The organism is Mesorhizobium sp. M0340, assembly GCF_040321535.1.
Taxonomy (GTDB): Bacteria; Pseudomonadota; Alphaproteobacteria; order Rhizobiales; family Rhizobiaceae; genus Mesorhizobium.
In genome coordinates this window covers 94,275-120,231 of record NZ_JAMYRR010000012.1, presented here as the reverse complement: position 1 = coordinate 120,231, position 25,957 = coordinate 94,275, and the positions used below count along the sequence as shown (strand labels likewise).

25 protein-coding genes are annotated in these 25,957 nt (G+C 59.4%); 12 read left to right on the top strand and 13 right to left on the bottom strand.

Going from position 1 to position 25,957, the window contains the following annotated elements; translation table 11 throughout:
* Window positions 1-843: 843 nt before the first annotated feature.
* The 4 genes from NKI79_RS18695 to NKI79_RS18680 form a co-directional block, all read right to left on the bottom strand.
* A complete protein-coding gene (locus NKI79_RS18695; RefSeq protein WP_352469334.1) occupies window positions 844-1,089 on the bottom strand; it encodes a DUF982 domain-containing protein in 246 nt (81 codons plus the stop codon).
* Window positions 1,090-1,296: 207 nt separating this feature from the next.
* Window positions 1,297-1,551, bottom strand: coding sequence for a DUF982 domain-containing protein (locus NKI79_RS18690; RefSeq protein WP_352469335.1), 255 nt, complete (start codon window positions 1,549-1,551; stop codon window positions 1,297-1,299).
* Between the two features lie 379 nt (window positions 1,552-1,930).
* On the bottom strand, window positions 1,931-2,149 hold the full coding sequence (locus NKI79_RS18685; protein WP_352803344.1) for a hypothetical protein: 219 nt from the start codon (window positions 2,147-2,149) through the stop codon (window positions 1,931-1,933).
* 275 nt (window positions 2,150-2,424) lie between these two features.
* Window positions 2,425-2,652 carry a hypothetical protein gene (locus NKI79_RS18680; protein WP_352469337.1) on the bottom strand — a complete coding sequence of 76 codons (228 nt, stop codon included), beginning with the start codon at window positions 2,650-2,652 and terminating at the stop codon, window positions 2,425-2,427.
* 480 nt (window positions 2,653-3,132) lie between these two features.
* Between NKI79_RS18680 and NKI79_RS18675 the strand changes: the two genes are divergently transcribed.
* From NKI79_RS18675 to NKI79_RS18665, 3 genes are all read left to right on the top strand, one after another.
* The gene (locus tag NKI79_RS18675; RefSeq protein WP_023722971.1) at window positions 3,133-3,459 is read left to right on the top strand and encodes a glycogen debranching N-terminal domain-containing protein; all 327 of its coding nucleotides are present in this window, start codon (window positions 3,133-3,135) and stop codon (window positions 3,457-3,459) included.
* 85 nt (window positions 3,460-3,544) lie between these two features.
* Window positions 3,545-4,162, top strand: coding sequence for an amylo-alpha-1,6-glucosidase (locus NKI79_RS18670; RefSeq protein WP_023722970.1), 618 nt, complete (start codon window positions 3,545-3,547; stop codon window positions 4,160-4,162).
* Window positions 4,051-4,350 (top strand): DUF6074 family protein, encoded by a 300-nt coding sequence (locus NKI79_RS18665; RefSeq protein ID WP_352536487.1) that lies wholly within the window; start codon window positions 4,051-4,053, stop codon window positions 4,348-4,350. Before NKI79_RS18670 ends, NKI79_RS18665 begins: the two co-directional genes overlap by 112 nt.
* Window positions 4,351-4,612: 262 nt before the next feature.
* Here NKI79_RS18665 and NKI79_RS18660 read toward each other — a convergent pair whose 3' ends face one another.
* From NKI79_RS18660 to NKI79_RS18640, 5 genes are all read right to left on the bottom strand, one after another.
* Window positions 4,613-4,840: a hypothetical protein gene (locus NKI79_RS18660; protein WP_352803342.1), complete on the bottom strand. Its 228-nt coding sequence runs from the start codon at window positions 4,838-4,840 to the stop codon at window positions 4,613-4,615.
* 796 nt (window positions 4,841-5,636) lie between these two features.
* Window positions 5,637-5,921: a PilZ domain-containing protein gene (locus tag NKI79_RS18655; RefSeq protein WP_023680838.1), complete on the bottom strand. Its 285-nt coding sequence runs from the start codon at window positions 5,919-5,921 to the stop codon at window positions 5,637-5,639.
* A 295-nt stretch (window positions 5,922-6,216) separates the two neighbouring features.
* Window positions 6,217-6,570: a TadE/TadG family type IV pilus assembly protein gene (locus tag NKI79_RS18650; protein WP_352622013.1), complete on the bottom strand. Its 354-nt coding sequence runs from the start codon at window positions 6,568-6,570 to the stop codon at window positions 6,217-6,219.
* Between the two features lie 40 nt (window positions 6,571-6,610).
* The gene (locus NKI79_RS18645; RefSeq protein WP_031195389.1) at window positions 6,611-7,051 is read right to left on the bottom strand and encodes a TadE/TadG family type IV pilus assembly protein; all 441 of its coding nucleotides are present in this window, start codon (window positions 7,049-7,051) and stop codon (window positions 6,611-6,613) included.
* A gap of 5 nt (window positions 7,052-7,056) precedes the next feature.
* Window positions 7,057-8,289 (bottom strand): pilus assembly protein TadG-related protein, encoded by a 1,233-nt coding sequence (locus tag NKI79_RS18640; RefSeq protein ID WP_352681764.1) that lies wholly within the window; start codon window positions 8,287-8,289, stop codon window positions 7,057-7,059.
* 470 nt (window positions 8,290-8,759) lie between these two features.
* Here NKI79_RS18640 and NKI79_RS18635 point away from each other — a divergent pair, with 470 nt between their 5' ends.
* The 7 genes from NKI79_RS18635 to NKI79_RS18605 are packed head-to-tail and all read left to right on the top strand — an operon-like array spanning window position 8,760 to window position 17,424.
* Window positions 8,760-10,658 (top strand): methyl-accepting chemotaxis protein, encoded by a 1,899-nt coding sequence (locus NKI79_RS18635; protein WP_245278787.1) that lies wholly within the window; start codon window positions 8,760-8,762, stop codon window positions 10,656-10,658.
* 7 nt (window positions 10,659-10,665) lie between these two features.
* Window positions 10,666-11,130: a chemotaxis protein CheW gene (locus NKI79_RS18630; RefSeq protein WP_023680840.1), complete on the top strand. Its 465-nt coding sequence runs from the start codon at window positions 10,666-10,668 to the stop codon at window positions 11,128-11,130.
* Window positions 11,130-12,380: a CheR family methyltransferase gene (locus NKI79_RS18625; protein WP_031195386.1), complete on the top strand. Its 1,251-nt coding sequence runs from the start codon at window positions 11,130-11,132 to the stop codon at window positions 12,378-12,380. Before NKI79_RS18630 ends, NKI79_RS18625 begins: the two co-directional genes overlap by 1 nt.
* Window positions 12,377-13,096 (top strand): chemotaxis protein CheW, encoded by a 720-nt coding sequence (locus NKI79_RS18620; protein ID WP_051409790.1) that lies wholly within the window; start codon window positions 12,377-12,379, stop codon window positions 13,094-13,096. Before NKI79_RS18625 ends, NKI79_RS18620 begins: the two co-directional genes overlap by 4 nt.
* Entirely contained in the window at window positions 13,093-15,372 is a 2,280-nt protein-coding gene (locus NKI79_RS18615; RefSeq protein WP_352803339.1) for a hybrid sensor histidine kinase/response regulator, read from the top strand. The genes NKI79_RS18620 and NKI79_RS18615 overlap by 4 nt, the downstream gene beginning before the upstream one ends.
* Window positions 15,373-15,394: 22 nt before the next feature.
* Complete coding sequence (locus NKI79_RS18610) at window positions 15,395-16,417, top strand: chemotaxis response regulator protein-glutamate methylesterase (RefSeq protein ID WP_352469269.1); 1,023 nt, start codon at window positions 15,395-15,397, stop codon at window positions 16,415-16,417.
* Between the two features lie 11 nt (window positions 16,418-16,428).
* Complete coding sequence (locus NKI79_RS18605) at window positions 16,429-17,424, top strand: response regulator (protein WP_031195385.1); 996 nt, start codon at window positions 16,429-16,431, stop codon at window positions 17,422-17,424.
* A 915-nt stretch (window positions 17,425-18,339) separates the two neighbouring features.
* Here the strand turns inward: NKI79_RS18605 and tnpC are convergent.
* The 3 genes from tnpC to NKI79_RS18590 all read right to left on the bottom strand — a co-directional run bounded on the left by tnpC (window position 18,340) and on the right by NKI79_RS18590 (window position 20,710).
* On the bottom strand, window positions 18,340-19,980 hold the full coding sequence (gene tnpC, locus NKI79_RS18600) for an IS66 family transposase (RefSeq protein ID WP_352803336.1): 1,641 nt from the start codon (window positions 19,978-19,980) through the stop codon (window positions 18,340-18,342).
* Between the two features lie 76 nt (window positions 19,981-20,056).
* A complete protein-coding gene (gene tnpB / locus NKI79_RS18595) occupies window positions 20,057-20,401 on the bottom strand; it encodes an IS66 family insertion sequence element accessory protein TnpB (RefSeq protein ID WP_023722957.1) in 345 nt (114 codons plus the stop codon).
* 96 nt (window positions 20,402-20,497) lie between these two features.
* Window positions 20,498-20,710 (bottom strand): DUF982 domain-containing protein, encoded by a 213-nt coding sequence (locus NKI79_RS18590; protein WP_352466278.1) that lies wholly within the window; start codon window positions 20,708-20,710, stop codon window positions 20,498-20,500.
* Window positions 20,711-21,702: 992 nt separating this feature from the next.
* Here NKI79_RS18590 and NKI79_RS18585 point away from each other — a divergent pair.
* A complete protein-coding gene (locus NKI79_RS18585; RefSeq protein ID WP_352803333.1) occupies window positions 21,703-23,217 on the top strand; it encodes an adenylate/guanylate cyclase domain-containing protein in 1,515 nt (504 codons plus the stop codon).
* A gap of 312 nt (window positions 23,218-23,529) precedes the next feature.
* On the top strand, window positions 23,530-24,462 hold the full coding sequence (locus NKI79_RS18580; protein ID WP_352803331.1) for an NAD(P)-dependent oxidoreductase: 933 nt from the start codon (window positions 23,530-23,532) through the stop codon (window positions 24,460-24,462).
* Between the two features lie 326 nt (window positions 24,463-24,788).
* Here the strand turns inward: NKI79_RS18580 and NKI79_RS18575 are convergent, their stop codons facing one another.
* Window positions 24,789-25,628, bottom strand: a complete 840-nt coding sequence (locus NKI79_RS18575) for a class I SAM-dependent methyltransferase (protein WP_031195157.1) — start codon at window positions 25,626-25,628, stop codon at window positions 24,789-24,791.
* Window positions 25,629-25,957: the final 329 nt, after the last annotated feature.

Sequence of the window (25,957 nt, the reverse complement as noted above, 5' to 3'; positions counted from 1 at the left end):
TGACGTCACGGCGCTATGCGCCTCTCTTCTGGACGCAGTTCCTTTCCGCCTTCAACGACAATTCCTCAAGAACACGCTGGTGTTCCTTATTCTGTTCACCCTGGCGGCGGACAAGCACTTGCATGGCGGATTGAAGCGTCGTCATGCGTATCCTAGTCCCTTCATGCGCTGATAGGGTCCGCTCCCACTGCTCGCACAATGGCGTGTCCACAGCCGGTATCAGGGCTGTTAGTGATCTTCACACGCGCACCAATGCGCCTTGTGGCAGTTCTTCTCCCTCGAGATGCAGCTATCGCCGCACGCCTTGCCGGCGGAGCACGTCTTGCAGCAGCCCTCGACCGGGATTGTCGACCAGGGTATTGCGGATCCGGGCGCATGACGATCGGCGCCGTCAGCATCAGAATGCCGGCAATCGCCGCAGCGGCGACGAGTCGAAACATGGTTGCCCCCTCCCAAGGAAGGAGGATCAGAGCATTTGTGATGGCTCAAGTCGAGGGAGGTGCAAACGTGATGAAATGCAAGGTTTTCGCCCACTGCCTCACGGTGGAGGGCTCTCCTTTCATCGTGACATCCAGCCGTCCGGCCCGTTGTCTGAGCGCATTGTCTCGTTGAGTTGCCGAAGCCGCTCTTTTCTCGCCGCCTCGGCCGCGGTCCGTAGCGGGTGAAGGGAAAAGCCTCGAGCTTGGAGGCAGAGGGTCACCGCCTTATGCCAGCGAGGCCCTCGCCGGGTCCACATCTTGAGCTGCTCAAGGGCTTCCTTCGCATTGTTGCAGCCATGCCTGACACCGGTTTCAGTCTTCACGAACACCGGAGGGACGAACCAGATGGGCGCCATGATACCTCCTACTCAGGGGAGAGATACACGTTGGCCTCCTTGGCAGCCGCCTCAAAGGCTTCACGCACCTCTTGGGGGGAGGCGCTGCCCTGGAACGCATCGACGCAGGATTGGACCGCCTTGGTCCACTTCGGGCCCTTTGTGTCCCACCCCATGAGTTCCTCGGCGGCTCCCTCGACGTGGCTGACCCCATTGCGAATGCCCGGACGTTTCGTCTTCACGTAGACCGGGGGAGCGAACCAGAGGGGACCCATAAGGGGGAACTTAGAGCGCCAAGAGCCCGCTGACCAACCCCGCTTTAGCCGCAGCTAAGGAACGATGTAGGCCCTCGCGGGTTTAGAACTCGCAGCGGTCCTTCTTGGATGTGCAGCCGCTGTGGGGGTCCGTCGCCTTTCTCTCACGGGCGGCGGGCTCCTTTCGCGAAGGCGGTGTTGGTCAGAGAACCTTTACCGCAGTTCAAGTTAGCTGGTTGTCATTGGGGGGAGTAATGTCCCCTCCTCTTTTGCAGCGGCCAGGAATGCCTTCCGTGCCTCCTCAGGTTCCATCTCGTCGGCAATGCAGGCCATGCAAACGCGCACCGCGAGGTCCCACCAAGGGCCACGCTTGGTCCACTTCATCAGCTCCTCGCCGGCTGCCTCGGCGTTGTTGACGTTGCGGATGATCCCGGGACGCTCGGTCTTGACGGGGACCGGAGGGTTGAACCAGTGGCGAGCCATGAAGGGGCCTTAGGGCGGCTAGCGGGTTTCCTCTCTATGAACCGGCTCAGCGACGAGGACGGCTAACCATTTGTTAGGGATGGTCTGAGTCCGTGACGGGTGTTTCCAAACGTTCATCGACGTTTATCCGAGCGGTCGGTACGAAGCCGGTATGCATCATCTTCCGGTGGGTGTCGCCCTAGTCATTTCGCTTGTAGTCGGTCTAGCCATTGCGGCGATCGCCTCAAAGGACCATTCGGAAATCTGCGGCATCCGATGCTTATTCGTCCTCGGCGAGAGCGTTAATGTGAGGGCTGTCACGCCAAGGCCGGAATGTCGAGAATGAATGGCAGCACACGGTCGCCATTGCCAGGTCACGACAAGCGAAGTTGGCTGACAGCTACTCCTGGGCGTCGAAAGCCACGCAGAGGCCCATGGCAGTTGCTGCCTCGACGATTGCCTCGGTTAGTTCTTCGTCGGAGGCCACCAAATAAGGCGCAGTCTCCCGAGCTTCGCGTAGTGCCGCTTTGATCGAGACCGTGTCGCGACGGTCCGCCCTGTTGAGGAGTACAGTAATTGCTTGTTCTAGAAACGGACCGACCCTTTGCGCGACGCTCATCCAGCCCTCCCCAGGGACACGCCGAAGGGTGACTCTACTCCCTACCTGAGCGGCATCAAGGCCATGTACGAATTGTACAAATTGGTACGGCGCTGGGCCGCCACAGTCAGGAATGTTTGTAGAATTTCTGTGGTGGGGATCGGACACCGGCTCGCGAAGACCCCCATGTTCCTCCTCGATCCTATTGACGCGCCTCGAGCCGCCTTTCTCCCACAATCCCAGGTCGGTCTGTCCTGACGTACACCGCAGGGGAGAACCAATGGGGTGCTACGAGGCTATTCGCGAATGTCGAACGCAACGAACATGCCAAAGGCTGGGGCAAGGTCGACGATAAGCTCCACCAGCTCGCAGTCACTTTCCACCAGATGTGGCCCGTCTCGGCGCACCGCTGCGATAGTCTCTTTGACGGAGATGATTTGGCCGCGACGGGCTTGTAGGATCAGCTCGTGAACAAGGTGTTTGGCAGTCACTTTGTCGGGTCGGCAGTTCGTCCAAACGTTCATACAAGGCCTCCCACCTCAGCGAGAACCCAAGGGGAACATTCATGATCCTCTGTCGGGAAAAATCAAGAAGAATGTTTGATAGACTTCTGAGTGGGAATCAGGGGGACAAGCCACGAAGCGAGCCTCTATACTCTTTGACCTGACGCCCAGCCAGCCGGCTAGGGACCTTCTTCCGTCGGGCCCTGTTTGGCCCGATCAATAGCCGCAAGTAATGACTGTAGGGTGGGCGGCAGTTCTGGTTCGACCTCCAGATTTAAGAACGTTTGTACGTGATGACGATAGCCTTCGGAACGGATCAGTTTCCGAAACGCTCCGGAGACAGACTGATGGTCTGCTTTGTTGCTCGTTGTCATGTTCGGGAAGTCCGTCCCAATGAGCCGCAACTCGCCCGCAACGAATGGGTTCCATCAGGAGGTCGGAATATTTGGTAGAAATTTCTGAGCGGGAGACCGGATAACTGGCTCGCGCGAAGACCCCCCGTTGCTCGAGCGCATTACCTTCACCAACTACTTCTCGCGCGAGATTGCGTTGCCGGTCCGTCTCGACTTCGATGCCGATTTCCGAGACATGTTCGAGGTGCGCGGCACCACGCGTAGCCGTCGCGGTCGTGCCCCTGACGCGCTGATTGGTGAGGCAAGCGTCACATTTCGGTACGAAGGGCTTGATAATGTAGCGCGCCAGTCGGTCATTGCGGAGCCGGATCAGGTGCATTCCAGTTACGCCGAGTTCCGCATTGTCGTGCCGAGCCGTGACCGCAGGATCCTCCATCTGGATGGTCGGTCACGGCGAAGAGATTCCGTCCAGTGACCGGTTTCGTGCCGCCGCTGCGCGAGCGCGATGTGCGATTCGCTCAAAGCGCCGGCAAGGCGCCACCGTTTTCAGTTCCGGACGCGTGTTCAATGACTGGCTGGCCCGCATACGTACCGACATCGCGCTCCTGACAACCGACCTCGAGACGGGACCATACCCGTATGCCGGCATTCCATGGTTCTCAACCGCCTTTGGTCGCGACGGAGTCATTTCCGCCTTGCAGATGCTCTGGCTCAATCCCGAGCTTGCCCGTGGCGTGCTGGCGTTTCTCGCCCGCTACCAATCGACCGAGACTTCCGTCTTCGGAGACGCGGAGCCAGGCAAGATCATGCACGAAATGCGCAAGGGCAAGATGGCCGTGCTTCGCGAGTTGCCGTTCGGCCGTTACTATGATGGCGTCGACACCACTCCGCTGCACATCTATCTGGCTTCGTCCTACGCCGACAGGACCGGAGATGAGGACTTTGTCGATCGCATTTGGGAATCACTGGGTGCTGCCACGGCTTGGATGGAAGAGGTCGGAGCCCGCAACGGGGAGGGGTTCGTTACCTACAGCAGGGCAGCGGATACGGGCCTCTTCAATCAGGGCTGGAAGGACAGTGCCGATGCGATCTTCCATACCGACGGCACTATTCCCAAGGGACCGATCGCCTTAGTCGAGCTGCAAGGTTACGTCTTCGCAGCATACCAACCGCGCTGAACGCTCGCACCTACCAAGCCGGACAGCGCTACTGGTCGCTGCATGTTGCACCGGAGCGGAAGAAGCTCGAACGCCGAGGCTTTACCCCAAGCCAGATCGACGCCGAGATCAGCCGCTATGCGACGGCGATCAGCCGCATCCTTCACTCTCAAAAGCAATATGGCTCAACACCGGATAGTGCCGCATGAGCGAGGGAGCGAGCATGTCCGTCCGCGAAGCGGAACGGAATGGGGGTGGGGGGCCTCAGGCCCCACGTCTTCCTTCTGTTGGCGCCGCGCGCGCGATGGCATTTCGAGGCAGTGGAGCGCATGCCCGATGACAGGTTCCTCGCGAGCACCAGGCCGCGCACCATGAGCTGCGCTCGCCGTCTGTCGACCTGGTTGCCGCCGTGCTTGAGCGCGAGTGGTGCCGGTGGCCTGAAGGTCGCGACGAATCAACCGCCGGCCCAGTTCAACCCGCGCGACGTCCTTCAAAGCTCGGGGGATCGATCTTCACCAAGCGGTCTGCGGCCTCGACCGCAGTTCGTATCCTGCTGCACAGCGCAAGATTTTCGGCCAGCATTTCTTCAGTGCGTTGAAGTGCGAGCTCGGTCCGGTGGATGCGCTGCCTGGCATTGGCAACTTCCGATGTCAAAAAATCGGCCGCCATCCCGTGGCCGTGGGGTTCCATAGTGTCCATGGGTTTCTAATACATGGGGGGCGATATCGTTCCATGATGTCGGGCGAAACGGCGGGCCGCAGAAAAGCGCGATGGGCCGAATGACCAATGCGCTCCCTGTCAAAACAGCGGACGCTGAGGAAGATCACAAGGGAAGCACTAAGGCGCAACTCAACCTCAAAGCGAACGGTCCGTTTTTTTGGAACTTTGTGGGCTGGTCGACAAATTGCACGACGTTCCCTGATATGACAGGCACTCTGACCCTGTCGTTCCCAGTCAGGCGAATGTCGCTGTCGTCTCGACGGACCAAAACCATCACCTTTCGGACCGATCACGTGACGATTCGCGACGGCATGAAAAGATGGACGGCGGCACCCGCTAGCGGGTGCCTTGTCGGTGCTGCAGGCCGCAGGCCGAAGCAAGGGGGAGGCCGGTTTTCTGCTTGTGGGGGAACAGCGCCTTTTATTACCCCTGCCCAATACCGAGCAGGTGCGCGACCAACGCAGGCGTGATGAATGCGAGCAGTTCCACACGAGCAGACCGACCCCACCAGCGCCGCATCCTCGCGACGACTCGGACCGTCTCGAAATGCACGGGCACTGTTTAAACCATCAGGACGGTGGAGAGGGCGAGAGCAGTAGCTATTCTGAAATCTCCAACGATGGTCGGCAAACCGATAATGGAAGCGAGCAGTCAGTCGGCGCCAGAATGGTTGTCGGCCACCTAAGTCGAAGAAATTCTGGAGGAGGAACAAGGCGTCCAAAGGACGGGGTCAATCACCGCCCAGCATACGGCTACGAGGTGTGGTTCAGGGGATTTAGCCGTAGTGCCAGTGCGGCTTTGGCTCGGTGCCGGTGAACATGACGCCGATGCGGTCTTCGCGACGCCAACGAACCACCGCCTTGTAGGCGATGCCGTCGGTCGGCACATAGAGCAGGAATTCGTCGGGGACGCGAGCGTCGATCGAGGCCTTCAGTTCGGCGCCGCCGGCATGCATGTTGCGCACCGTGCACGTGACCTCGGAATGGGTCATGCCGGTCAGGATTGTTGCGCCCTTGAAGACGCGCTGCCTGCGTTGGCGCCTCTGTTCGTCTTCAGCCATTTCGCCTAATTCCCGGCGTCTGTCGCTTCGTGTAGTTTTTGGTCTGCCAGATAATTGAGCTTGGCTGATGAACATAGCGTTATCGTCAGAGGCGGCGTGACATGCGGGATCGGTTGTGGAAGTACGTTTCAGGAGCATGCCGGCCTCCTACCAAAGGGCTTGCCAAGGCCGCCGGCGACCCCACAATGGGTCAAGCCGGGGATCAAAGCCCGCGTGAAGCACCTTGCGGCAAGGAAGAGCTTCGCTGCAGGTTTTTTGATGGAGAACTAGCTGCGGCGTCCGACTAGAATGAGCCTTATGTTCCAATCAACGGAACCGTGACGGTTGTCGCATAATTAATCGGATACCGGTCGAAATACAGGAATTCAATCACGAACGCATATTTGGCGGTCAGATGGGCCATTCGAAAGCCGCCGCTGGGGGCGTCGATTGCTATTGTTATGTTGACATCGCTTAATCCCAAACTCAGCAATTTTGCCGTGGCTATCGCTTTTATCTCGGCTTCGGTCAGCGAGTTCTTCATTTGCAGCGCTCGTGAGGACGTTTCCAGAGTATAGCGAACACTCGACATGGCATTCAGAGCCCAGCCGAATGCGAAGATGCCGATCAAAAGCATTATCAGAATAGGCGCGATCAGCGCGAACTCCAATGCGGCTCCGCCTGATACCCCACGTATGAAGGCTCCCGCTTTAGCGGACACGAATCACCTGTTTGTGGCTGATCCCGCGCGAGAGGGAAAAATCGCCAAAACTGAAGGGCGGGAACCAGGTGGCTGTCGCCTGGATTTCGACGAAAACCGCGGGAGCTTTCAAACTGTCGCACAGGACAGATGGATCGACCACGGTGATCCCGCACATATATTTCCGGCTCAGCGTCACCTGCGCGTCATCGGGATGATTTTCCCAGCTCGAAAGGGCGACGGCTTGGGTAGCCGCGTCGTCGGCCGCGCCTTGCATCACGAGGTTCGCCGCCGTTTTGACGCCTGCACGCATCGACAACGCGCTTGATACGAAAGACCAGCCGTTAATAACGCCAAGAAGTACCAGGCAAAGGATCGGCACAATCAGCGCAAACTCTACCGCAGCAACACCCGAATCGCTCCGGAACATCCGGACGGATCGCCGTTCCACGAAGATTACTCCACAAGCCGAACGGATTGCGTCGCCGGAATGTCGCGCATTCCGAGGCTCGTGCAATCCTGGCTGATGCTCGTGTTGCCGGACCACTGCAAGGTACTGGCGACGACCTGCGTGCAACCACCTTTGCCAGAGAAATTGCCCAGAAAATTGACATCCTGGGTTGGAAAATACAAAGCGCCGGTCAAAAGCGAGTCCGCCGTGCCATTGAACGTGTTCGATCCCGCCAGGTTAGCCCTGTTGCCGTAAAACAGCACACCGGAATACGTGCCCGACGTCGGTGCGCTAAGCTTGACGGTGGCGTTGCCGTTCATGCTGACGCCCGAGCTGCCGGCCAGATAAATGATGACTCCGTCGCCGGAAATATTGGCGTTCGCGTTCGCCTTGAAATCACCGCCTTGAATGACGTACACGCCGGGCGCGAGCGCAACATTGCCGCTCAAGCTCAGCCCGCTGCAGTATGTCCCGGGGTTCAGGGTCGACAATTTCGAGTTTTGACAGGGGGTTGTGGCTGGTGGCGCCAGCAGGTCGGCAAAGGGATCACCAGCGGGTAAGGCCTGGGTTATCGGGCTGGCGCAAACAGTCGTCACGGGGTTGTTCAACGAAACACCGCCGGCCGATATCAGGCAGTCGGCCTGAAGGTTTGCCGATCCCTGAAGCTTGATCGCATCGGCGGCAATGGAATTGGACATGACGGAGCAGCCCGTCATTTTTATGGTCGAACTGCCGGAAAACAGCGCCGCTCTCGGGGCGGAACGATTGAGCGACAAAGCGCAGGCCTTTGAGGCGTCAGTGATAAAAGCCACCGCTCTTGCCCGTGCGCCGATCGCGTTTTGCGTGAATATCGATGTGAAAAACCGATCGAGGGTCTGATGAACGATGACCTCGACGGCCTTTTGGGCGACATTCGGGCCAGAGGACGGGGGAGTGAAGATTTCGATTGTGCCTGTTGACGGGTCCCAGCCGTTCGTCGTCGCTGACAGTGTCGCGGCGGCGACTATCGTTGGCTTGTCAGATCCCGAAACCTTTTCCAAAGCGCCAGCATAGGCTGCCGCATCCGCCACCGCCTGTAATTTCAGGCTGCTAAAGTACCAGTAGGAGGTCTCGATACCGAGACCCGCTGCGCCGACGACAATCGGCAAAGATAGGGCAAAAATAGTAGCAACGTTGCCGCTCGTCCCGACGCCTCGTCGCAAACACCGAACCAACCGCCTCGATATGGGGCGCCCCATTTCCATGGGGTATTTAACGAAAGATGGATGAAGGAATGGCTAAGAATTGCGCTCCATTTGATATATCCGCTCCTTGGCGCGGCCGGCACAAGTTCCCGCGGCCGCACTCGGCGAGCACGCTGCTGGTCGCTGGCCCTCTCTTCAACCGGCGGCGCCAGTCGCGTATCGGGTTAGCGTTTCCAGTCTCGATGATTGACTTTGCGAGTGTTTCGCCCTCGTGGGTAGGCTAACGGCCATAGCCGCGACAAATGAAATCAGATTTGCGCCAGCGCAAAGCGTGCACGGCAAGCAGGCCTCACCTGCACGCGCTCCACTTTGACAACCCTAAGCGCCAATTGCACGGCGCTTCCAGGAGTTCCACCTCGAGCTATGTGCGCTCTCGCGCGAAACAGCGCGCCCCCTTGCCAGGCCTTCGAAGCAATCCGTCGCTGAGAACACGCGCGACTCACGAGCGTTTCAATGGAGGGGAGTTGGTTGCCACGCTCGATGTGGGAGATACTTTCCAGTTGCGGCCGATGCGATCGACCATTGGTTTGGACGCGTACATGCCGTTCGCAGGCGGCTTGTGGGCGCGACGTGAACGGAAAAGAAACGTTTCCAATATTAGATTCCGCGATTCGAATGAATCTCGCCTGTTCGGCATAGTCGCAACGCGGTGCTGGGCTAGTCGTGCCAACAAATCAATTAGCGCCCTGGCGGAACTGAGCCCGATGAACAGCTTGACGATACGCCGCCGCATACTCGCCAGTTTCGCGGCCGTTCTGGTTGTCATGTCGGTTATGGCCATCATTACATACGTTTGGTTTCTCCAGACGGAGCAAGAAGCGACCAGCGTGGAAAAGGAAACTCTTCCGGACCTCTATCACAGCACCCAGATCATGATGGGACAGATGGATGCCCATAGTCTTCTCCAGGAATATGCTCTTCAGGACAATCCTGCCGACAAGCGGGCTTTCGAGACTACCATCAAGGCGAACCGCGACGCCCTGCAACGGTCGATGGACGAGTATGAAGAGACCATTGAGTCCGATTTGGACAAGCAGAACTACGCTGTCGTCAAGGACCTCGCCGATCAATTCCGCCAAGCCGAAGCCGCCGTACTGGATGCCAGTCGTGCCGCGTTGGCGAAGGGAGAGATCCCCAACGAGCGCCCGGCCATCAAGAACAATGTGGAGCCGATCTTTCGGAAATTGCAATCGGCTCTGCAAGCCATGGTCGAGGACCATAGAGGAGAGGCAAACAGCTCGACCCAAAAGATAGGTTCGATCGTCCGCACAGCGAAGTTGGGCCTGATTGCCGGGTTCCTCGTAGCACTCGGTTTGGCCCTTTTGTGCGGCTATCTTCTATTCCGTGCCGTTAGTGTCCCGCTTGGCCGATTGGTCGATCTCGTCCGTGTAATGCGCCTGGGCGACTTCAGCGGGCGCCTCGATTTGAAGCGCAAGGACGAGTTTGACACGCTGGCTGAGGGCTTCAACACCATGGCCGATGATCTCACCACGCTGATAGGCCAGGTTCAGAAATCCAGCATTCAAGTCAACACATCGATAACCGAGGTGGCCGCCACCTCAAAGGAACAGCAGGCAACCGCAAATGAGATCGCGGCCACTACGACCGAAATCCGAGCGACCGCGAAGGAAATCTCGGCAACCTCCAATGAGCTCGTACGAACGATGAGCGAAGTTTCTGCGGTCGCCGAGCAAACCGCCACGCTCGCCACCGGCGGACAAGCAGGGCTGGCACGCATGGAGGCAACCATGCAGCACGTCATGGAAGCCGCCACCGCGATTAATTCCAAACTTGCGATCCTGAGCGAGAAGGCCGGCAATATCAATCAGGTGGTGACCACGATCACCAAGGTTGCCGACCAGACCAACCTTCTTTCGCTAAACGCCGCAATCGAGGCTGAAAAGGCGGGCCAATATGGGCGAGGCTTTGCGGTCGTGGCAACGGAGATCCGGCGGCTTGCCGACCAAACCGCCGTCTCGACATACGACATCGAGCAGATGGTCAAGGAAATTCAATCCGCCGTCGCAGCCGGCGTCATGGGCATGGACAAATTCTCCGAGGAGGTCCGACGTGGCATGCAAGATGTGCAGCAGGTCGGCGGCCAACTCTACGAGATTATTCAGCAGGTCCAGGGCTTGGTGCCACGCTTCGAAGTCGCCAATGAAGGAATGCAGGCCCAGGCAACGGGCGCAGCGCAGATCAGTGAGACGCTGATACAATTGAGCGAAGCCGCTCAGCAAACGGTTGAATCCCTCCAGCAATCCACGCTCGCGATCGACGAACTCAATCAGGTTTCGGGCGGGTTACGCAGCAGCATTTCCCGTTTCAAACTGCGGGCGCTACGAGAGGTGCCTGCGAGCTAGGACGACTATGCTATTCCTCGGGTTCTGTATAGGTGGCGACCGGTATGTGCTGGACATGGAGCAGGTTGAAGAGGTCCTGCCTTACATTGGCGTGAGAACGCTGCCGGGCGCGCCGAACGGCGTAGTAGGCCTAATCAACTGCCGGGGCTTACCCGTTCCCATGATCGATCTCAGCCTGCTTGCGCTTGGCCGCCCCTCGGCGCTGGTGCTGAGCACACGAATCGTTCTGATACGCTATCCAACCAAGGATGGTGAGAACCACCTGCTTGCGCTTGTTGCTGAACGAGCGACCGATATGCTCGAGCGGGATCCTTCTGACTTCGCGCCGTCCGGGATGGAGGCGGGAACTCCGCCCTACTTGGGCCCCGTGGCGTCCGACGATAGAGGACTTGTCCAGTGGGTCAGGGCCGAAGCGCTGCTATCGGACGACATTCGCAAAACGTTGTTCCGTCAGGTCGCGATGAGTTCATGATGTTTGGTGCGGTCGAACAGCTATTGAGGGAAAAGATTGGACTGGACAGCGGCACTGTCGGTCTGTCGGTGATCCGTCACGCGCTCCGGGAGCGGATGTCAGCCTGCCGGATCAGCGGGCTTCAAGATTATTGGCAGTTGCTGGCTGGCTCCCCATCCGAGCTCCAGGAACTGATCAACGCGGTTGTCGTACCGGAGACATGGTTCTTCCGAGATCGTGAAGCTTTCACTGCAATGACGCGTCATGCACGGGCGCGCATGCGGCCGGGTCAACCCATAATGCTCTTGAGCCTACCATGTTCGACAGGCGAAGAGCCCTATTCGATGGCGATGGCCATGTTCGATGCTGGTTTCGGAGCACAGGATTTCAAGATTGACGCAGTCGACGTGAGCACGGGCAATCTCGCGGCCGCGGAGCGCGCGGTCTACGGGCGCAACTCATTTCGCGGCGATTTTCTCGAATTCAGAGGGCGCTATCTCGAAGCGGCCGAAGGCGGACTACGGCCTGAGGTGCGGGTCCTGAAGCAAGTCCGGTTCAGGCTTGGCAACCTGTTTGATCCTGCGGCCTCGTATGGGCCGGCACCGTACGACATTATTTTTTGCCGCAACCTGCTGATCTATTTCAACCGAAACCTGCAAGACCGCGCGCTGGTTTGTCTGAAGACCCTCCTCGCGCCAGATGGCCTGCTGCTCGTCGGTCCAGCGGAATCAGGCCTTCCGATTCTGCACGGCTTTGCTTCAGCGCGATTACCGATGGCATTTGCGTTCACGAACGTGGAGCCGGCTAAGGCGCCCCGGACGGTTGCCCCCTCCAAGTCGCGCTTCGGTCCGGCCACCCCTGCTCCTATCTCTGACGTCAGCAAAGTGCTGAGCCCGATCCGGCCGGCCTCCAGTAATGCAGCGAAAGTGGAGCGCTCCTTCCACCCTTCCGAGCGGGCGGCCCAAAGCCTCGCTTCTGTAGAACGCACCGCCAATGCCGGACGAGTTGCGGAAGCAAAGGAACTCGCGCTGACGCATCTCGGGGAATACGGTCCTTCGCCGGAAATCTTCTATCTGCTCGGGCTAGCTCAGGATGCAGAAGATGCGCGTTCCGAGGCGATCCAGAACTATCGCAAGGCCCTCTATCTCGAACCCCGCCATCAAGAAGCCCTCGCGCATCTTGCGCTGCTGCTTCGCAAGCAGGGTGACATCGCCGGTGCCGAGGCACTCACCGGGCGGCTCGGTCGGATTGGGAAAAGGAGCGGCACTTGACGTCAGCTGAGCCCGGTAGCGCATCATCGGTGCCGGACATCGCCATCGGCGACTGCTGGCGGCAAATAGGCGTTCGTGGTGACAGATCGTGCCCTGAACTGGAGCAACATCTCCACTGCCGGAACTGCCCGACCTATAAGGAAATCGCACGGAACCTCCTGAACCGTCCGCTGCCGCCCGGCTATCGGGACGAGTGGGCCCGACATTTTGCCCAGGCAAGGACCGATGAAGCAGTCGGGAATGCCGAGAGCAGTGCATTTCAGACGGTCGTTGTCTTTCGTCTCGGCGAGGAATGGCTGGCGCTTCCGGTTGGCTGCTTCCAAGAAGTGGCCGAGCTGCGTAGCATTCATTCGCTGCCACACCGCAGGAACAGTGCGGTTCTCGGCATTGTCAATGTTCGAGGCGAATTGCTGGTTTGCATTTCGTTGGCCAAACTGCTCGGAGTAGACGACCGCAAAACGCGGGTACAGGACACGCGGACCAAGGCATTTCCGCGTCTTATCGTCGTCGGCAACAGCGACAAGCGCGTTGCTTTTGCTGTGGACGAAATGCACGGCATTTATCGATTCAAACAGAGCGACAAGCTTGCCTTGCCTGCTACCGTTGGCAAGGCGTCCTCGACCATGACGGCAGCCATGGTCTCGTGGCGAAGGGGCGCGGTCGGTTGTCTGGACGAGGCGCTGCTGCTGGCCATGCTCGATCGAGCTATCGCATGAGCGGCGCGGACTACAGCCAATTTTCGATGCTCGACCTCTTTCGGGCCGAATTGGAGACGCAGTCGCAGGCCCTGACGTCCGGTCTGCTAGCGCTCGAACGCGATCCCGTGTCCGCCCAGAGTCTCGACGCTTGCATGCGGGCTGCCCATTCGCTGAAGGGGGCGGCCCGGATCGTCGATCTGACGCCGGCGGTGGAAGTTGCGCACGCGATGGAAGAGTGCCTGGTCGCCGCACAGCGGGGGCGTCTCAGCCTGAGTCGCGAGCACATCGATACACTTTTGAAAGGCGTCGATCTCCTCGGATCCATAGCGAGTGAGCCTGCCTCGGCCGATGAGAGCGCCAAACTGGAAATAGCCGGTTTTCTGCTGGCGCTTGAGCAGGCATCCTCCCCATCGACAGCATCAGAGACGGAGCTCGCCGGCTCAAATGCTGCCCCGCAGGAGGCGCCGTGGGCCTCTTCGGCGAAGGAGACGAGCGTCCTCGCTCGATCGGAACCACTTCTTCAACCTTTTGGCGGCGTCGGTTCCGACCGTATGGTGCGGGTAACGGCCGATAGTCTAAACCGCTTACTAGGGCTTGCCGGTGAGTCCCTGATGGAGGCTCGTCGCCTCAGGCCGTTTACGGGCGGCCTACTTCGACTGAAACGGATTCAGTCGGATCTGGCCATTGCCTTCGACGTGCTAGGCGACGCACTGGCCGAGATTCCTAAGGACGATCGGGCGGTGCAAGCACTGGCAGAGGCGCTGCAAAAACTTCGGCTGAGCCAGACGTTCCTCGCAGAGCGCCTTGACGAATTGGACTCGATTGACCGCAGAGCCACTGACCTTGCGAACCGACTCTATGACGAAACGCTGGCGAGTCGCATGCGCCCCTTCGAGGATGGCGTCCGGCACTACTCAAGGACGGTGCGCGACCTTGGCCGAACCTTGGGGAAGAACGTGCGGTTAGACATCGTCGGGGGCTCAACTGGCATCGATCGCGACATCCTGGACCAACTCGAGGCACCACTCGGCCATCTCCTCCGCAATGCTGTCGACCATGGGCTCGAAACGACCGACGAACGTATAGCAGCCGGCAAATCTGAAGAAGGTGTCATCAGGCTCGAAGCACGGCACAATGCGGGCCTGCTGCAGATAATCGTCGCGGACGACGGAAGGGGAATCGATCTGAACAAGCTGCGCGAGACGGTCGTGGCGCGCGGCCTGACGACAGAGGAGACCGTCGGCAGACTTGCCGAAGCGGAATTGCTCGAATTTCTGTTTCTGCCAGGCTTTTCGATGAAAGCGACGGTTAGCAACATCTCCGGACGCGGCGTGGGGCTCGATGCCGTACAGGCGATGACCAAGCAGGTCCGAGGCCTCGCAACCGTCTCCTCAGAGTTCGGCTTCGGAACCCGATTTCAACTACAGCTGCCGTTGACCTTGTCGGTGCTCCGCACGCTGCTCGTCGACATTGACGGAGAGCCATACGCCTTCCCGCTCGCAGGCATCGCCAGCACGATAAAGTTGCCGCGCACGCGCATCGAACTGCTCGAAGGCCGGCCGCATTTCCGCTTCGAGGATCGACAGATCGGACTAGTCACCGCGCACGAGGTTCTTGACCGCGCTGAGCCGCAAGCAGACGCCGATGAACTTTCAGTCGTTCTGATTAATGGTGATCACGGTGAAACCCACGGGTTGATTGTCGACCGCTTCCTGGGCGAGCGCGAGTTGGTGGTCCGGCCGCTAGATCCTCGCTTTGCCAAGGTCAAGGACATCAGCGCGGCGGCGTTGATGGAAGATGGTTCGCCCGTGCTTATCGTTGATGTCGACGATCTGATCCGATCAGTAGACAAGCTCGCGTCATCCGGCGGCCTACGCACCTTGCGGCGTGGTACTACCAGCCCCGATCTTAGGCGGCGCAAGCGCGTTCTGGTGGTCGACGATTCTTTGACGGTACGTGAGCTCGAACGCAAGCTGCTGGACAATAACGGCTATGAGGTCGAGGTGGCGATTGATGGTATGGATGGATGGAACGCCATACGGTCTGAACCATTTGATCTTGTTATCACCGATGTTGATATGCCGCGCATGGACGGCATCGAACTGGTGACCTTGATGAAGAAGGACAGCCGGCTCGGGAACACCCCGATCATGATCGTGTCGTACAAAGATCGCGAAGACGATCGCAGGCGAGGTCTGGACGCCGGCGCGGACTACTACCTGACTAAAGGGAGTTTCCACGACGAGACACTGCTCCATGCAGTCGTCGACCTGATCGGCCAGGCGACAGAATGAGGCGCAGCGTGTGTATCCATCAATGAGGATCGCTATCGTCAACGATATGCCTCTTGCGGTCGAGCTTCTGCGGCGATTGGTTGTATCAACCCCGGAACATCAGGTGGCCTGGATCGCCGTTAACGGGCGTGAGGCAGTAGAGGCCTGCCAACGAGACCTCCCGGACCTGATCCTCATGGACCTGGTGATGCCGGAAATGGATGGCGTCGAGGCTACGCGCAGGATCATGGCGAAGACGCCATGCCTGATTCTGCTGGTCACGGCGAGCATTGAGGCCAACATTCCTGGTGTCTATGAAGCAATGGGGTATGGCGCGCTTGACGCGGTCGACATCCCCTCGATCGGCTCTGACGGCCCGGGGTCCGGACGGTCCGCACAGCTTCTCATCAAGAAGATAACGACGATCAGCAAACTCGTACGTGACGCGCCGTCTTCAAATTGGGGCACACGGACATTGCCCCCGTCTGTGTCATCGGCACAGCACCTTATTGCCATCGGCGCGTCTGCGGGCGGGCCCGCAGCTGTTGCCGCGATCCTCGGCGCATTTCCGAGCAATTTCACGGCCGCAATAGTTCTCGTACAGCATCTCGATGCGCAGTTCGTACCCGGTTTTGCAAACTGGCTCGGCCAGCATGCGGCACTTCCAATCCGTCCGGCACGCGAAGGAGATGAGCCCGAGGCCGGCACCGTTCTAATTGCGGCCACGGCTGATCATCTCGTCTTCAAGTCAGCCCACAAGCTCGGCTATACCCCGAAGCCGCACGACAACGTCTACCGTCCCTCCGTAGATGTATTCCTTGAGAGCGCCGCGCAGTGGTGGCCGGGTGTCGTGATCGGTGTCTTGCTCACGGGCATGGGTAGAGATGGTGCCCAAGGGCTCAAGCTGCTACGCGACAAAGGGCATTTGACAATCGCTCAAGACAGCGCGTCGAGTGCGGTCTATGGGATGCCCAAAGCCGCCGCTGCCATCGGTGCCGCTGTCGAGATCCTACCGCTTGACTCAATCGCCCCGCGCCTAATCGAGGCGTGCGGCCCATCTTGCTGAAAGGTTATTCTATGACGGGCAAATCCAATCTCGTCTCACCCCTGGCAGACAATTACTCGTCAATGGTTCTGCTGGTGGACGACCAGATAATGATCTGTGAAGCGGTCCGGCGCGCGCTCGCAAACCAGCCGGACATAGATTTCCACTTCTGCACCGATCCGCTCAAAGCGACTACAGTTGCCGACGAAGTGAAGCCAACGGTCATCCTGCAGGATCTTGTCATGCCGGGCGTTGATGGGCTGGACTTGGTACGGCAATACCGAAAGAATTCCTCGACGCATTCTGTCCCCGTCATCGTGCTGTCAAGTAAAGAAGATCCGGCCATCAAGGGCGAGGCATTCGAGGCCGGAGCGAACGACTATTTGGTCAAACTGCCGGACCGTATCGAGTTGGTCGCTCGTGTCCGTTATCACTCCCGGGCCTATCTTGACCACGTTCAGCGAGAGGAGGCATACAGGGCCCTGCGAGAAAGCCAGCGGCAATTAATGCGCGCGAATCTCGAGCTGGAACGTCTCACACGGATTGACGGTCTCACAGGTCTGGGAAACCGGCGCTACTTCGATGAATATCTCGCGGCGGAATGGAAGCGCGCGGTCCGCACGAAGAGCCCGCTGTCGTTGTTTATGATCGATGCCGATCACTTCAAGCGCTACAACGACACCTATGGCCACATGGCAGGCGACGAGGTGCTGAAGCAGGTCGCCAGTGTAATCCAAAGCAGTTGCAACCGCTCGACCGATCTCGCGGCGCGCTACGGCGGCGAAGAGTTCGTCGTGGTGGTGGTCGATATTTTGCAGGCGCAGTCGGGCGCTATGGCCGAGCGGCTCGTGCAGAGCGTGCGAGCCTTGAGCATTCCACACGGTTCTGAGCGGGTGACAATCAGCGTCGGTGTTGCAACCATGGTGCCTGATGAGAACCACACGCCAAATGACCTCATCAAGGCGGCCGATCTGGCGCTCTTCCGCGCCAAGTCGGAAGGACGGGACCGTGTCGTGTATTACGACTAAAGGTAAGGGTGCTTTACGGACGGGCTTACAGCTCGTGCAGTTTAAAGGCTTGGTGATCGCCGAACGGGACCCCTCGATTGTCAACCGGGCAAGCGAAACAGTTCAAAGTCAGTTCCATTTCTGGATAACTGCTGTTCCGCGGACCGGAACCTCAAACACGAGTTCGTTTTCGACGGGTACGCCTCCGACGCTTATGCGGCTGGTCCAGTCTAATCTAGGACATCCCTCGCCCCTTTTGGCGCGAAATAGACTTGCGCAACGCGCCCGCCCGGATACGCCCACCGATCTCCTTGCGTGAAGGTGATCCTCACGTCAGGGTATCGGACGCCGCAGCCGATGCGGGAGGCTGGTGCGATGGAGGACCACTGCTGGCGAAACCTTACGATCACACGCTGCTTGTCAATTGATCAACGCCTGCTCAGCACGCGGGAGCGTCTTCGAGATAGGGGAGCCGCTTGAGAGCAGTGACTAACGACCCGGAGGAGTGTGCCCGGCACGAGTAGGGGGTCGGGCGGAGCATCGTGCCGGGCCTGGGCAATCCCCAGCAAGCGCCGGCTCCATGCGCTTATCTCAAAAGGTGACCGTCACAACGACAATATCCGTATAGGTGCCGGACGGCGGCGTCGACCATCCGCACCGCTATTTGAGACTGTAGTGCACCCTGCCAGAGATATGCTCGATATCAAAAGCCCGATGGCCAATGCGTTGCTTGCGAATGATCGCTGAATGCCAACCTGATTCTGTTTCATACCCGTCACCTCAACTGACAATAGTGCAGGCTAGATGGGGATACGGCGCGAAACAAGGGAGCGCCTCTTCTTTGGTTCGGCCGATCGCTTCTAGTCAGCAGCCGCGGGCCAGCCGCATCGCCTGCAAAGCCAAATCGTACGTGATAGGCTGATCGCGCGTAAGCGGTCAGCCGATAACGTCAGGCCTAAAGTTCCAAGGCATGAGCATTTCGATCTCGGATGCCGGCCAGCCTTGAGCGATGCGGGTCAAGGTCTGGGAGAGCCAGTCGAGCGGATCGACGCTGTTCATTTTGCAGGATTGCAGCAAGGTGGCTACCGTAGCCCAGGTTCGTCCACCGCCTTGGCCGCCGGCGAATAGACTATTCTTTCGCGTGATCGTCTGGGGCCTGATTGCACGCTCGACGATATTGGAGTCGATTTCGATGCGACCGTCCATCAGAAAGCGTTCCAGCGCCTCCCGCCGGGTGAGCGCGTAGCGGATCGCCTCGGCGGTCTTGGATTTTCCGGAGACCTTGCCCAGTTCCGCTTCCCATAGATCGAAGAGGCTCGCGACAATGGCCACGGACTTTTCCTGACGGAGCGCGGCGCGGCTTCCGGCATCCTTGCCGCGAACCTCGTCCTCGACCTTCCACAATTCGGTCATGGCGATGATCGAATCCGTCGCGGCCTGCGAGATCCCGCTGATGTGCAGGTCGTAGAATTTGCGCCGCAGGTGAGCCCAGCAGCCGGCGAGCCGGATTGTTTCATTGCTGCCGGCTTTGGCCCGTGCCTTGACCAGGCTGGTATAGGCCGAGTAGCCATCCACTTGCAGGATGCCGCTGAATCCGGCGAGGTGGCGCGCCACGCAATCCGCGCCTCTGCTGTCTTCAAAACGATAGGCAACCATTGGCGGACTGGTTCCGCCATAGGGTCGATCATCCCGTGCGTAGGCCCATAGCCAGGCTTTCGTGGTTTTCCCCGCTCCGGGGGCAAGGGTGGGCAAGGTCGTCTCGTCGGCGAAGACCCTTTCGCCCTCCTTGACGCGCTCAAGGATGTAATCGGCGAGCATCTGCAACTCGAAGCCCAGGTGCCCCATCCACTGCGCCATCAACGACCGGCTGAGTTCAACGCCATCGCGCAGATAGATCGTCTCCTGCCGGTAAAGCGGAAGGCCGTCGGCGTATTTCGACACGGCGATATAGGCGAGCAGCCGCTCCGTCGGCAGGCCGCTTTCAACGATGTGCGCCGACGCCAGAGCCTGGACCACGCCGTCACGGCCCCGGAAAGCGTATTTGGGACGGCGCGTGACGATGACCCGGAACTTCGGCGGCACGACGTCCAACCGCTCGGATCGATCCTCGCCGATCAGAACCTTTTCCAGCCCCTCGCAGTCGCCCGGGATTTCCGGCTCGATAACTTCCTCGATGCGTTCGAGATGAGCTGCAAAACCCTTGCGTGGACGCGCTGCGCGCTTTGGCTTGCCCTTGACTGCGTGATCGAGTTCGCTGCGGATCGCAGAAAGGCCGGTCTCGACCTCTTCGAAGGCAAAGGAGGCCTGCTCGTCGTCGATGGCCAGGCGTAGCCGCTCGGAACGCGTGCCATGTTGCGTGCGCTGCAAAACCTTCAGGATCGACGTGAGATTGGCAATCCGCTCGTTGGCGCTCTTCTCGACGGCCTTCAGCCGGGCGACCTCCGCCTCGGAGGCTGCGATCCGAGCTTCGGCGACTACGATCCGGGCCTCGCTCGCAGCCTGCTCGCGAGCCATGGAAAGGATCATCGCCTTCAGCGCATCAACGTCGTCGGGAAGGGCAAGACCCGGTAGAACCATGGCAGGCAGCAAAGCACAAAAACAGCCGCTTTCCCAACCGTTCCAGCCGCATGATTCATCTTGCCGCAGGCCGGTTTCAGCCCGTCGATAACGGCCGCCTGATCCTGGCCGGACGGATCTTTTTCCAGTCTAACCCGGCCAGAAGCGCCATCAGCTGGGCGTGGTCGAGACGCATGCGCGCGGCCGATATCGCAGACCAGCAGAAGCTGTGATCTTCCAGAGTCTTCGAATAAAGACAAACCCCGCTGCCGTCCCACCACACGATGCGAACCCGGTCCGCACGCTTCGAACGGAATACGTGAAGCGCCCCCGAGAACGGGTCCAGGCCACCATCCCTGACCAGCGCCATCAAAGCTGCCGCGCCCTTGCGGAAGTCGACCGGCTGGCACGACACGTAAACCACCACACCGGAAGCGATCATGCCTTGCGAGATCGACGCACGATGTTTGCACAAATGTAATGGCCGCTGCAAGAGTGATGCACGATGGACAGTGGTGGGGCACGCGTTGACGAGATGTCAAGCAGTCAGGATTTTCGCTTCCTTGGCGGCGTTGAGAAATGCCACGCGCGCTACCTCCGGTGCGCTGCCGCCGCCGAGCACCTTCATGCACGCCATGCGAGCCTGGATGCGGCGCCCGGTTTCTCCAATGGGCCAGCGGTAAAGCAGCATTTCGGCGGCTTCGCGGGTGCTCGAAACACTGACTTTGCCCGAGGACAGCAAAACGGTCACGGGCTCTTCGAACGTGCCGACGTCTCGTTCGCAGGTCATATGCTGGTCTCCTTTCGCAATCTCCCCAAGACCTTACGGGTGAACCATCCGTTCCGTTGCGTCACGTTTGGCCCGGTGGGCGAACATTCTGTGAGGATGGGACCTCGTCCAGAGCGCGGGCTTGATCGCTCAGACTAGACTCGCCAACCCGTTGCGGTCCTCAAATGGCGAGAACCGTCCTTATCGTTACGAGCCCGCTATGCCTTGGTCAGTTGCCGGCGCTGATATCGGAAACGAAGCGCGGAAGGGCACTCTGCCGCCCAGAGTAACCGGCCTGCACGGTGAGGACGAGAAGGACGCTCTTCCAAGCGCGGAGTTCGAATCCTCCCTCACCGCCATAAGTCATTGTTTAGATCAATAAAAATACAAGAATAGCCGGATTGAGATAGCTTCTCCGCTAGCGCTTGCGGCCGGAGCCAGTTCTTGGATTGCGCTCCATTTCTTGCCAGCTTTCATCGATGAGTGCAAAATCGCACTCGTCAGAAAGACAGTTCTGAAGGCCGCCTGAAGAAGCACTGGAAATGTGGGTCAGGATCGCGACCTTATCGACCGTTCGTCTGTACGTCAGGATTTGGCGCTCCTTTCTCGTTCCAATCGGCGAGAGGGAAGGCAAAAAAACACCCAACCAAGTCGTTTGACGCTCATTTAGGGCGTTCTCGAGGGCGGATGTTCGAACCAGCGGGACGCGCCATTTCGCGCCATTCGAGTCGCGCCTCCTAAGCCGACCTTCACGCACTGGCCAGAGTCGACCCTAAGCAGAAGCTCGCTTGCTCCGGGTCAATTCACGGCCATGACCCAAAGCTGTCATTCCGCCCGTACGTGTCGTAGCTTCTAATGGCTTGCCGATGGGAGGCGTCATATCCGAGCGCCCGATTGCCCTGACATAAGGCGCTGGTATTGTGTAGTTGATTGGGCTCCAAAGCGGAGCCGTCACACGTGGGAGGAGTCCGAGCGTGGTCGAGAGCGCCGTGCAGCGCCGTTTGGCCGCCATACTCGCTGCCGATGTGGTCGGTTACAGCCGGCTCATGGGCCATGACGAGATGGGCACGCTGACTACGCTGAGGGCGCTGCGGGCCGAGCTGGTCGATCCAAAGATCGCCGAACACATGGGTAGGATTTTCAAGGCGACCGGCGATGGGGTTCTGGCTGAGTTCCCCAGCGTTGTTAACGCCGTTGCCTGTGCGGTCGACATCCAGCGGCGGCTGGAGGCGCGCAACGCCGACATGCCAGAGGACCGCGCGATCCGACTGCGGATCGGGGTCAACCTGGGCGATGTCATCGTCGAGGGCGAGGACATCTTCGGAGACGGAGTGAATATTGCGGCTAGGCTTGAGAGCGTCGCCCCGGCCGGTGGCATAGCGGTGTCGGGCACAGTGCGTGACCACCTGGGCAACCGGCTCGATCTGCAGTTCGAGGATATGGGCGAGCAGGCGCTGAAGAACATCGAGCAGCTGGTGCGCGTTTGCCGAGTGCGCCCAGCCGATACCTCTGCCTTGGTGCGTCGCGCACTGTCGCTACCCGATAAGCCGTGGGTCGCCGTCTTGCCGTTTGTCAATATGAGCGGCGATCCAGAGCAGGAGTACTTCTCCGACGGCATCACAGAGGACATCATTACCGAACTTTCGCGCTTTCGGTCGCTGTCCGTCATCGCCCGCAATTCCTCGTTCACCTACAAGGGACGGACGATGAAGATCCCCGACGTGGCACGCGACTTGGGCGTGACCTATGTACTCGAGGGAAGCGTTCGTCGCGCCGGGAATCGTCTGCGCATAACCGCGCAGCTCATCGACGCTGAGACCGGCAGCCACATCTGGGCGGAGCGCTATGATCGAGAAATTGCCGATATGTTTGCGGTTCAGGACGAGATAACCCAGAGGATCGTGGGCATGCTGGCGGTGGGCCTCGAAGACGATTCCTTGGAACGCGCTAAGCGTAAGCACCCTGAAAACCTCATCGCCTATGACCATTGGTTGCGCGGCAAACATCTCTTGTGGACGGTGGGTCAGAACAATCTTGAAGCGCGCCAGCACTTCGAAAAGGCTGCTGCCACAGACCCAAGCTTTTCGCGCGCCTATTCCGGTTTAGCGGTGACCTACCAGATGGAAGCGCTTGATTTGCTAATTGCGGCAGAAGGTAGAGGCGCTTATGACATGGCCTTTGATTGCGCCAAACGGGCCCTCGCGCTCGATGAAGCCGATTATCAAGCCCACATCGCGCTGGCATGGCCTTGCCTCTATCGGGGCGACTATGAGCGCATGAAGAAACATGTGGTCGCGCCATCATGTTCAACCCTAATGATGCCGACAGCCTCGCCAATGCCAGCTACATGCTCGCAATGTATGGAGAAGGGGAAAAGGCGGTTGCCTGCGGCGAAGCGGCAATGCGTCTCAATCCACGATACCCCGATTGGTATATCGCCTTTCAGGCGACTGCCCTATTTACCGCAAGGCGGTATCCCGAGGCCCTAGCCGCGCGGATCAGAGTCCCCGACTACTTTATCGATTCGACTTTTTTCGGCGCAGCTATACTTGCCAAGCTTGATAGGCTTGCCGAGGCAAAGCTATGGGCGGAAAAAGCAGTAGCGAGGCTGAAAGCAAGGCCGGGGGGCATTGAGCAAGCAGCCAAAGGATGCATCCAGCTTCTGCTCGACAACAACCCATTCCGTCGTCAAGAAGATCGTGATCACTTCGCAGAGGCGATGCGCATGGCTGGCGTGCCCGGATAGCCGCTTCGATCCATTCCGGCTGATGTACGTCGAACAGAGTGTTTAGGAGGTAGTGGTGAAAGCACTCACTTTACTGATGGTGAATGATTACCCCGACTATATCGACGCGGGGGAGTGGGCGCGATCTCTCAAGGCGCGCGTTTCGGGCCTCGACTTCCGGTTATGGCCCCATCACGGCGATCCCGGCGACATTGACTTGGTGCTGATCGATAAGGTTACGCCGCGCAGGTTTTTTGAAGGTATGACGCGATTGCGTGCAGTTGCCTATCTCGGCGCGGGCATAGACGGCTTGCAACTGGGTGAGCTGCCTGCGGGCGTTGGCGTCGTACGTTTGGCGACCCGCGAACTTGCCTCTGAGGTTGTGCAGTACATTGTTCTCAGAGTACTGTGCCGGCAACGCCATGTCGTTGAATATGCTCTCCAACAGACCCAGAAGAGATGGCGCCCGATCGCGCCACGGAAGACCAGCGAGACCCGCATCGTTATCCTTGGGGCTGGGCGTATCGGTGGATGGGCCGCGCGACTCTTCGCCGAGCTGGGATATCGCACGGCGGCATGGTCCCGCAACCCTAAGCAAATCGCCGATGTGGCCTGTTACGCTGGTGCCCCAGCGCTTAAGGAGGCCTTGGCTGAACGAGACTTCGTCGTGTGCGCGCTGCCGCTGACCACCGAAACTCGAGGAATACTTAATTCCGAAACTTTCCGTCTGATGAAGCGCGGCGCCTACCTCGTTAATGTCGGACGCGGAGCACACGTCGACGAGGCTGCACTTCTGCACGCCATTGACGCTGGGCAACTGTCAGGCGCCTGCCTCGATGTTTTTACCTCGGAACCGCTCGACCAGGCGAGTCCGCTATGGGCCCATCCGAAGGTGACCATCACACCACATGTGGCAAGCTATTGGGTCGATTCGGGCATAGCGCAGGTGGCAGGTCTGTGCGAGCAGATCAAGTTGGGCAATGACATCACCCAATCTCGTAAATCTTGAGCGGGGCTACTAAGGGCCCGTATGACAATAACTGCTTCAGTTCCTTGACGGGATTCGGCCAATTGCCGCGGCCTAATGAACCTAATCGATTCGAAAATTTCTGTACGGACCCTAAGTGCGGGCTAAGAATCCACTCTTAGTCCGTTAATGGCGCTGCCTGCTCGTTCCGCTCGACGAGACAGACGGCAGAGAACCACCCAACCAAGCCGTTTGACCCGCACTGGCGGCTGCTGAGTAGGCGAAGTCCGCATCGCCTCGATCGCGCCAAGAGCGGACATGCGCCTTAGTCGTTCGTGAGAGGCAGCCGCCCAGTGTCATGGCTAGCTCTAGGCGTGCGACCAGGCGCCTACTTCCGAACGGCTCACGATGACGCTACCCGCCTCGATTTCGCGCTGCATCCGCTGTCCCAAAGTTTCAATATCGACCTCAGCGGCCGTCGCAACGCCCCGGCTCTGGATTTCCGGCAGCATCGTGACAATGAGTTCGGCGGTCTGGTGTGACCAGTCGAAGCCGCCATTGGTTCCCCCCACAACCGCCTCCATGCGCATTGAGGGCGCGGTCAATCCAGCCGCGCGGAATGCCGCATCGAGCTTGATACCCATATTAGTCTCGATACCGCTGCGCCGGAACGTCTCGACGATCCATCGACAGCAGTGGTCGTAGGTCGGCGCCGGCGGGCTGGATCGACAGCCGTCCCAATCCGGCTCATGGAAGACGATGGTCCCTCCAGGCCGGAGATGACGAGCGACGCCACGCAGCATGGCCACAGGATCGGCTTGAAACATCAAAACGTAGCGGCCGATCACGGCGTCGAACGGTCGGTCGAACGAAAGTGCCGCGGGATCGCCTTCACGGAAGCTGACATTCTGGATCGGATGCGCCGCCGCACGCCGCTCCGCCGCCGCCAGGGCCGCTGGAGCCCGATCTGCGCCAATGACCTGACCTCCGCTGCCAACCATCTCGGAAACCAGGAATGTAACGTCACCCGCGCCACAGCCCACGTCGAGCACGCGCATCCCGGGGCTCATGCCCGCAGAGAGCAAGATTCTTCGCGTGATCGGGTTAATGATGCCCGCCTGATGGCTGAGACGCCTGATCTCGCGATCGGAATGGACGAGAATATACGGGACGTCAACGTCGGCACCAGCGCCACCGGCGACTTCCATGGCCTGCCTCCCCTCATACGACTGTTCCCCAAATGGGGCATCGTGCTCGTCGACGACTATGCGCCGATGCGGCAGCCAGTCAACGAGACTCGCTGTCCACCTCAATGCGAATGTCGCTTCAGGGTCACGACCGCCGGTTCCGCTAAAGGTCAGCTTTCGGGCCGCCAAATCGCCCCGGGAAGGGTGGGTTCGGGTCATCGGCGTGAATTCGCCCTCGACGAACGAATTTCCGCTCGGGGTCGTCTTTGCCCGTTGGCGCGCTGTCGCAAATTTGGGCGCCGCCGCATCACGATTGGACCCTCAATCTTTCGCCATTCAACTCTGCTTGA